This window comes from Brevundimonas sp., assembly GCF_036732845.1.
In the GTDB taxonomy this organism is placed as follows: Bacteria; Pseudomonadota; Alphaproteobacteria; order Caulobacterales; family Caulobacteraceae; genus Brevundimonas.
Genome location: NZ_DAINBO010000063.1, coordinates 1 through 8,355 on the forward strand (window position 1 = coordinate 1; position 8,355 = coordinate 8,355).

The 8,355-nt window shown below is 70.4% G+C and carries 7 protein-coding genes and 1 pseudogene; 5 read left to right on the forward strand and 3 right to left on the reverse strand.

Annotation, left to right across the window (positions count from 1 at the left end; genetic code table 11):
* Window positions 1-239 (forward strand): annotated as a pseudogene (locus V7D63_RS12740) (acetyl-CoA carboxylase biotin carboxylase subunit); the annotation flags it as partial.
* Window positions 236-937: a leucyl/phenylalanyl-tRNA--protein transferase gene (aat, locus tag V7D63_RS12745; RefSeq protein WP_333592654.1), complete on the forward strand. Its 702-nt coding sequence runs from the start codon at window positions 236-238 to the stop codon at window positions 935-937. The pseudogene V7D63_RS12740 and the gene aat, both read left to right, overlap by 4 nt.
* Here aat and V7D63_RS12750 read toward each other — a convergent pair.
* Window positions 904-1,569 carry a DUF2155 domain-containing protein gene (locus V7D63_RS12750; protein ID WP_333592655.1) on the reverse strand — a complete coding sequence of 222 codons (666 nt, stop codon included), beginning with the start codon at window positions 1,567-1,569 and terminating at the stop codon, window positions 904-906. The two genes, aat and V7D63_RS12750, sit on opposite strands and share 34 nt — an antisense overlap.
* Window positions 1,566-1,958 (reverse strand): NADH:ubiquinone oxidoreductase subunit NDUFA12, encoded by a 393-nt coding sequence (locus V7D63_RS12755; RefSeq protein WP_333592656.1) that lies wholly within the window; start codon window positions 1,956-1,958, stop codon window positions 1,566-1,568. The genes V7D63_RS12750 and V7D63_RS12755 overlap by 4 nt, the downstream gene beginning before the upstream one ends.
* Window positions 1,959-2,164: 206 nt before the next feature.
* On the opposite strand from V7D63_RS12755, the gene V7D63_RS12760 reads away from it, so the two are divergent.
* From V7D63_RS12760 to V7D63_RS12770, 3 genes are all read left to right on the forward strand, one after another.
* Window positions 2,165-4,903 (forward strand): TSCPD domain-containing protein, encoded by a 2,739-nt coding sequence (locus tag V7D63_RS12760; protein ID WP_333592657.1) that lies wholly within the window; start codon window positions 2,165-2,167, stop codon window positions 4,901-4,903.
* Between the two features lie 223 nt (window positions 4,904-5,126).
* Entirely contained in the window at window positions 5,127-5,624 is a 498-nt protein-coding gene (locus V7D63_RS12765) for a pentapeptide repeat-containing protein (protein WP_333592658.1), read from the forward strand.
* 56 nt (window positions 5,625-5,680) lie between these two features.
* Window positions 5,681-6,610 (forward strand): pentapeptide repeat-containing protein, encoded by a 930-nt coding sequence (locus V7D63_RS12770; protein ID WP_333592659.1) that lies wholly within the window; start codon window positions 5,681-5,683, stop codon window positions 6,608-6,610.
* 59 nt (window positions 6,611-6,669) lie between these two features.
* On the opposite strand, the gene aspS is transcribed toward V7D63_RS12770, so the two are convergent.
* Window positions 6,670-8,355, reverse strand: a 1,686-nt coding sequence (gene aspS, locus V7D63_RS12775) for an aspartate--tRNA ligase (protein ID WP_333592660.1), incomplete at its 5' end; no start/stop codon positions are given.

Below are 8,355 nucleotides of genomic sequence, written 5' to 3' on the forward strand. Positions count from 1 at the left end.
ACGCCGGCTATTCGATCCCGCCCTATTACGACAGCCTGATCGGCAAGCTGATCGTACACGGCCGCGACCGCGAGGAATGCGTCGCCCGCCTGCGTCGCAGCCTGAACGAGATGGTCGTGGGCGGCATCGACACCACCATTCCCCTGTTCCAGAAGCTGTTGCAGGAGCCGGACATTCTGTCGGGCGACTATGACATCCACTGGCTGGAGAAGTGGGCCAAGGCGCAAAAGGGCGAGTGACGGAGCCGGACTTCAGCGCCGCCTCCACCGACGGCTTCACCGCCGACGATCTTCTGGCCTGTTACGCCTCGGGCGTCTTTCCGATGGGCGAGGCGCGCGACGATCCGCGCGTCTTCATCGTCGAACCGGACCAGAGGGGTCTGATCCCGCTGGATCGCTTCCACATCCCCGCCCGCCTGCGCCGCACCGTGCGCGGCGAACCGTTCGACATTCGCGTCGACACCGCCTTCAACGCCGTGGTCGACGGCTGCGCCCAGGCCGCACGGGGCCGTGAGGACACCTGGATCAACGCCCCGATCCGGCGCCTCTACGCCCAGCTTCACGCGCGCGGCTTCGCCCATTCCATCGAATGCTGGCGCGACGAGCATCTGGTCGGGGGTCTGTACGGCGTGACGCTCGGCGGGGCCTTCTTCGGCGAAAGCATGTTCAGCCGCGAGCGGGACGCATCCAAGGTCGCCCTGGTCCATCTGGTCGCCCGTCTGCGCTTGGGCGGCTGGAACCTGCTGGACGCCCAGTTCATGACCCGGCACCTGGCCGGTTTCGGCGCGGTCGAGACACCGCAATCGGTCTATCTGCGCCTATTGAAGGCCGCGCTCAGGGTCCGGCCTGATCCCGCCGCCCTGACACAGATCCTGAGCGGCGATCAGGCCGTCGCGGCGGCGCGTCAGCTCTTACAGCCCACCACCCAGGCGTCGTAGATCGGGTGTTGCAGCCCGTTCACGCTGGGCGATGAGGCGAACATCCAGCCTCGGAAGATCTGGCGGGGTTCGGTTCCCGCCACCGCGCCGCGCGGCTGAAGCGCGACATCGACATAGGCGATGGCGTCCTCGGTCTGTTCGTCCGAGGCCGAGACCTCGCAGGCCCGCACGCTGAAGATCAGCGCCTTGTTGAAGCGCACCGGCCGTCCGCCGACCTGCACCTCGAAGCGCATGGATTCGGCGGTGATCTTGTCGATGGCCTGAATGATGGCGACCGGGCGGCGCTGACGGCGGCCGGGGGGCGGCGCGTCATCGTCCTTCTTGGGCGCGGCCTTCTCTTCGGCCTCTTCCTCTTCGACGACGGCCTCGGCCTCTTTTTCGACCTGGGCGCTCACGGCCGGATCGACGGGCGTCACCGCCACGGGGCGCGCGGGCGCGGGAACTCCGGCCGGGGCGGATTCGACCGGCGCGGCGGGCGGATTGGCCGTGGACTTCAGGATGTCGCCGATCGGATCGGCCGCCGCCGGGGTCGCGTCCTGCGGCAGGTCCATCAGCGCGCCCGCGCCGACGGCGCCCGCCGTCAGCAGGACAGCGCCGACCGCGCCCGCGATCAGGGCGCGACGGCCCCTCATTCGGGCTTCCAGGCCTGATAGTCGCCGGTGGCGGCCGGACGGCGCCCTTCGGCGGCCAGCGAACCCTGCGGCCGCCAGGCCATGGGCGTGCCGGTCTGGTTCGGCTTGTATTCGACTTCCCACGACCGACGCGGCAGCGGGTCCACGGTCGGCGGCTCGTCAAAGGTGTAGTGCAGCCAGCCGTGCCATTCCGGCGGCACCTTCGAGGCCTCGGCATAGCCGTTGTAGATCACCCAGCGCCGCTTGCGCCCGTCATAGCTGACGTTGTCGCGCGACTGGTAATAGCGGTTGCCGAAGGCGTCGGTCCCGACCAGCGCGCCGCGCTTGGCCACGGTGAACAGGGTGCCGATCGTGGCGCCGTTCCACCAGGCGAAAATCTTGTCGAGCACGTTCGGACACCCAGGCTGAATCCCGCCGCGCGGGGAGTGCGCGACGCACCGCGATCATAGAAACCGCGCCGCCCGCAGTCCAGCGCCGCGAAACGGAAGCTCGTATCGATATCTTGGGGGTAACCCGCCCCATGGCCGCAACATCTATTGGTTTGCGCCTTTATGCGCCCTAGCCTGTCCGCAAGCCGTTTCCGCCAGAGAGGCCCATGCGCTTTTCGTCCCGCTTCGCCCGCCTGCCCGGCCCGCCGCTGGAGCGCCGCCGGATCGAGCGTCCGTTCCAGGTCGCCGAGGTCGTCGCGCCCGCCGCCTGGACCGACGCCCAGGTCGAGGCTTGGATGGACTGGGCCGACGCCCTGCCGAACGACCTGCCGCGCCTGGCGGACCCCGTCGTCGTCGCGCCGGACGCCCCGCTGAACGGCGCGATCGGGCGTTGGGCCGCGCGCCTGGCCGCCTGGGGGCGGGCCGTCGGCGTGTTCGACGCCAAGGACGCCGACGTCTTCCGCGCCGAGCTGGAGGCGACCCTGCTGCTGGGCCTGGCCGCGCCCGTCGCCGGGCCGGCCGACGGTTCGCGCGTCCATCCGGTGGCGGATGATCCGGCGCCGGCGGCGCCGTCCGCGCCCGTGCTCGACCTGGGCGACCCGGCCACGGCGGCCGGGATCGCGACGCACACGGCCGAACGCCGCGCCGCCCGTCTGGCCGTCGGCGCGGTCGAAGCCCTTGAAGACGCCCTGACCGCCGTCGCTCTGGCGGTCGAACGCTGTGAGGGACCGGCCGCCGACTGCGCCGACCCGGCCCGCAACCCCGCCCTGGCCCGCGCCGCCGCCCACGCCCGGCGTTGCGGCGCGGCCGACGCCGACATCCTGCGCGCCCTGGACGGAGAGATCGGCGCGGTCGTCGCCGCGCCCTCGCCGACCGTCGCCCCCCTGACGCTGTCGGCCGACCGCGCCCTGATCGCCTCGGGCGCGCCCGAGACCTTGACGGCCGCCGCCGCCATGCTGGACGGCGACGTCGTGATCGCCTTCGACCCGACGGACGCCGAGGCGCTGGCCGATTCGCCGCACTCGGCCCGCGTCCTGATCGACCTGCCCCGTCTGGCGGCCTTGGCGGGCGACGACCTGCCCGAGGCGCTGGAGGCCCTGGTCCGGCTCTGGGTCGCGGCCCTGGACGTCAGCCTGTCCTGCGACTTCGCCGTCGACGCCGCCTCGGCCCGACGCCGCGACGCCGTCAGGCCCATGGGTCTGGGACTGGCGGGCCTGGCCGAACTGACCCTGGGCGACGCCGCCCAGGCGCCCGTCCGCGCCGCCGCCCTGGCCGCCCTGGCCGCCGCGGCCGCCCGCGCCGCTTCATGCCGGTTGGCCGAGATCCTGAAACCCGCCGCCGAGGCCGACCCCGCCCAGGCGGCTGAACGCGCGGGCCACCGCGCCCGGCTGGCGGCCGCCCTGGACGATTCGAGCGCCGCCAGGGCCGAGACCCTGCTGCGGGTCAAGGCGTCCGCTCCGCGCCACGGCGCCGTCGGCCTGTTCGTCGCGGATGACGAAACCGCCCTGCGCCTGGGCCGCGCGCCGCTGGCGGCGATCCAGACGTGGCAGACGGCGGACGGCGAGGTTCTGCGCCGCCTGCACCCGGCCGTGGCGAACGCCGTCTCGGCCCACGGCGGCGACGTCGAGGCGGCCGAGCGTCGGCTGCTGGGTCACGGCTCATTGGCCGAGGCGCCGGGGGTGAACCACGCCGTGCTGCGCGGCCTGGGCTTCACCGACGTTGAGCTGGAGGCCGTCGAACGCGCCCTGCCCCACGTCGAGACCCTGGATCAGGCCTTCGCCGTGCCGGTTCTGGACCCCGGCTTCGTCCACGACGTGCTCGGACTTGATCCGCATGCGGGCGAGCCGATCCTGTCGCGACTGGGCCTGACGCAGGACGCCCTGGCCCAGGCGTCGGCCCACGCCTTCGGCCACGCCGATCTGGCCGATTGGCCCGAGGCGCCCGAAGCGCTGCGGCCCATCCTGGCCGACCTCGCGGCCTTCGAGCGCGCCCTGCGCGCCGCCGTCGAGCCGTTCAGCGACCTTCCCGACCCGACCGTCCAGCCCCTGACGTGGCGCTCGACCGCCGCCCAGGCCGCCCGTCGCCTGAGCGAGGCCGCACGCGAGGGTCGTCGTGCTGTGATCCTGCATCGCGCCGCGCCGCCCGCCGGCTCCCTGATCGAAATCCCCGCCGTCGAAGACCTGCCCGTCCGCCGGGCCGAGACCGCCCCGCCGCCCGAACCCGCCGTCCGCGAGCGGGTGATCGAGCGCGACCGCACCCGTCGCAAACTGCCCGACCGCCGCAAGGGCTATATCCAGAAGGCGGCCGTCGGCGGCCACAAGGTCTATATCCACACCGGCGAATACGACGACGGTGAACTGGGCGAGATCTTCATCGACATGCACAAGGAAGGCGCCGCCTTCCGCAGCCTGATGAACAATTTCGCCATCGCCATCTCGATCGGCCTGCAATACGGCGTGCCGCTGGACGAATTCGTCGACGCCTTCGTCTTCACCCGGTTCGAGCCGGCGGGCCGGGTCACGGGCAACGATTCGATCAAGGCGGCCACCTCGATCCTCGACTACATCTTCCGCGAACTGGGCGTCAGCTATCTGGACCGGCACGAACTGGCCAACGCCGATCCCGACCCCCTGGCCGTCAAGGGCCTGGGCGCCCTGGAGGGCGAACCGTCCGAACCCGAGGCCGTGCCCGCCGCCCGCTTCATCTCCAAGGGCTTCGCCCGCGGCGCGGCGCCCGACAATCTGGTGGTCCTGCCGTTCGGCCGCAAAGCCGAACCGGAACCGGCCGCCCCACCCGCCGCGACCGAGGCCGTGGCCTGCCCCGCCTGCGGCGACTTCGCGCTTCAGCAACGCGGCGCGGGCTGGGTCTGCGACACCTGCGGCGCGGCGCCGTCGATGCAGGGCTGAACCGTGAGCGAGTCGGCGCCCGTCACCCCTCATCGTCGGATCGACGTCTGCGCCGATTGAGAAGCCTGGACGACGCCCTGACGGTCCAAGCCCGAGGGTGACGCGGCGCATGGGGTCACGCCCTATGCCGCGACCGGACAACGCGCCACGGATCGTCAACACCTTCGTCCTAGGTTGATGCGAAGATCGCCGTTCTGGTTCGACCAGCCTCGGAGCCGCACAGATGAAACGCCCCGCTCTCGCCGCCCTCGCCGCCCTGACGCTGGCGGCCGTCGCCCTGCCCGCCGCGGCCCAGAACGCTGGCCAGATCGCGCGCGTGCGCGGCGGCGCCTCCTGCCCCGGCTGCAACCTGTTCCAGGGCGATTTCTCGGGCCTGGAGGCGCGCGGCCTGAACCTGACCGGCGCGCGTCTGCGTCAGGCCGACCTCAGCCTTTCCGTCATGATCCGCACCCGTTTCGCCAACGCCGATCTGCGCGATGTCGAGGCCTATGGCGGCGTCTTCTCCAGTTCGGACTTCTCGGGAGCCAACCTGACCAACGCCAGTTTCGTCGGCGCCTATCTGGAAGGCGCGAACTTCTCCGGCGCGACGCTCAGCGGGGTCAATTTCTCGGGCGCGCGGCTGGCGCGGGCCGCCGGCCTGACCCAGTCGCGCCTGAATCAGGCCTGCGGCGACGAAGCCACCGTCCTGCCCGGCGGCCTGCGCATCCCGATGTGCGCCTAGCGTTTCTTACAGGGATTTAAGTGGTCTTTGTGAACGGACGCTGGCAGGGTCAGGGCGTGAAAAAGCTCGCTCGCCATTCGATCCGCCGCACCCGCGCCATCGCGCCGCTGCTGTCGCTCGCGGCGGGCCTTTTGGCCACGCCGGCCCTGGCCAACAGCATCATGCTGGCCCCGTCTCTGCCCGAGATTCAGATTCAGGAACGCGACGTCGCCCGAATGGTCTCGCTGGGCGGCTCGTGCAATCGCTGCGAGCTGTCGGGCCGCAATCTGAACGGCGCGACCTTCACCGGCGCGACCTTCATCAACGCCACCCTGGTGGGCGCCAATCTGCGCGGCGCGGAGCTTGTGGCCTCCAACTTCACCGGCAGCGACTTCACCCGCGCCGATCTGCGCGGCGTCACCCTGATGGGCGCCAATTTCTCGACCGCCCGGTTCAACCTGGCCGACCTGTCCGGCGCCGAGGCCCAGGGCGCCGTCTTCATCCGCGCCAATCTTCTGGAAGCCGACCTGTCGGACGCCGAGTTCGGCGGCGTGAATTTCAACGGCGCCGTCATGGTGCGCGCCAATCTGAACGAGACCGAATTGTTCGGCGCCACCCTGGCCAATGTCCGCGCCACGGGCGCCGCCTTCCGGGGCGCCAACATGGCCGCCGCCAACATGGCCGCGGGCGATTTCACCAATGCCGATTTCAGCCGCGCTGTGCTCGACGGCGCCCGGTTCACCGGCGCCAATTTCAGCCGCGCCAACTTCTCCGGCGCGACGATGGAGCGAACCGACATCCGCGGCGTCGACCTGTCGCGCGCGCGCGGTCTCAGCCAGGCCCAGGTCAGCCGCGCCTGCGGCGACGCCGCCACCCGCCTGCCGGGGCGTCTGACCGCCCGCGTCTGCACGTCGAACCGTTTGCGGATCGTGCGCGCGCCGACCCCGCCGGTTCCGCCCGCGCCCCCGGCCCCGCGCTCGTTCGCCGTCGCCAACAGCGACCGTTAAGCCTCAACATTCCGCTCATCCCCGCTTTCGCGGGGATGGACGGAGATGAGGTCCCGCCCTCAGCCCTTCAGCGGCAGGGCCTGGCGGATCGACAGTTCCTTCAACTGACGCTCTTCGACCTCGGCCGGGGCGTTCATCAGCAAATCCTGGCCCTGCTGGTTCAGCGGGAAGGCGATGACCTCGCGGATCGCCGTCTGGCCGGCCAGCAGCATGACGATGCGGTCGATGCCGGGCGCCAGGCCGCCATGCGGCGGGGCGCCGAATTTGAAGGCGTTGAACATGCCGCCGAACTGCTCTTCCACGACCTCGGGACCATAGCCCGCGATCTCGAACGCCTTCAGCATGATCTCCGGCTTGTGGTTGCGGATCGCGCCCGAGCACAGCTCATAGCCGTTGCAAACGATGTCGTACTGATAGGCCAGGATATCCAGCGGGTTCTGGCTCTCCAGCGCCGCCATCTCGCCCTGCGGCATCGAGAAGGGGTTGTGGCTGAAGTCGACGCGCTTCTCATCCTCGTTCCACTCGAACATCGGGAAGTCGACGATCCAGCAGAAGCGGAAGGCGTCGTCGCCGATCAGGTTCAGGTCCTGGCCCAGCTTGGTCCGCGCATTGCCCGCGAATTTGTGGAACACGGCCGGGTCGCCCGCTGCGAAGAAACAGGCGTCGCCCTGGCCCAGGCCGACCGCCTTCATCAGGGCGTCGGCCGCCTCGGCGCCCAGGTTCTTGGCGATGGGTCCGCCCCAGCCGCCCTGGTCGTCCGACCAGAAGATGTAGCCCAGGCCCGGCTGGCCCTCGCCCTGCGCCCAGGAATTCATGCGGTCGCAGAAGGCGCGCGATCCGCCCTTGGGTCCGGGGATGGCCCAGACGGCGTTCTTGGCGTCGGCCGCCAGGATCTTGTTGAACAGGCCGAAACCGCCGTCGCGGAAATGCTCGGACACGTCCTGCATCTCGATCGGGTTGCGCAGGTCGGGCTTGTCAGTGCCGTATTTGGCGATGGATTCACGGTACGGGATGCGTACGAACGGATAGGCGTCAACCGCCTTGCCGTCGGCGAACTCCTCGAACACGCCGTGCATCACCGGCTCGATGGCGGCGAAGACGTCTTCCTGGGTCACGAAGCTCATCTCGACGTCGAGCTGATAGAACTCCAGCGAGCGGTCGGCGCGCAGGTCCTCATCGCGGAAGCAAGGCGCGATCTGGAAATAACGGTCGAAGCCCGAGACCATCAGCAACTGTTTGAACTGCTGCGGGGCCTGCGGCAGGGCGTAGAATTTGCCCGGATGCATCCGGCTGGGCACCAGGAAGTCGCGCGCGCCCTCGGGGCTGGAGGCCGTCAGGATCGGCGTCTGATATTCCAGGAAACCCTGGCCGACCATGCGCTTGCGGATCGAATCGATCACGCGCGAACGCAGCACGATGTTGCGGTGCAGGGTCTCGCGGCGCAGGTCCAGATAGCGGTGCTTCAGGCGGATCTCTTCGGGGTATTCCGGCTCGCCGAACACCGGCAGCGGCAGTTCGGCGGCTTCCGACAGCACCTCGACCGCCTTGACCCGCACCTCGATCTCGCCGGTCGGCAGGTTGGCGTTCACCGTGCCCGCCTCGCGGTTCACGACCTCGCCGTCGATGCGGATCACGCTTTCGGCGCGCAGGCGTTCGACCACGTCGAAGCCCGGCGTTTCCGGGTGCAGCACCAGTTGCGTCAGGCCATAGTGGTCGCGCAGGTCGATGAACAGCAGGCCGCCGTG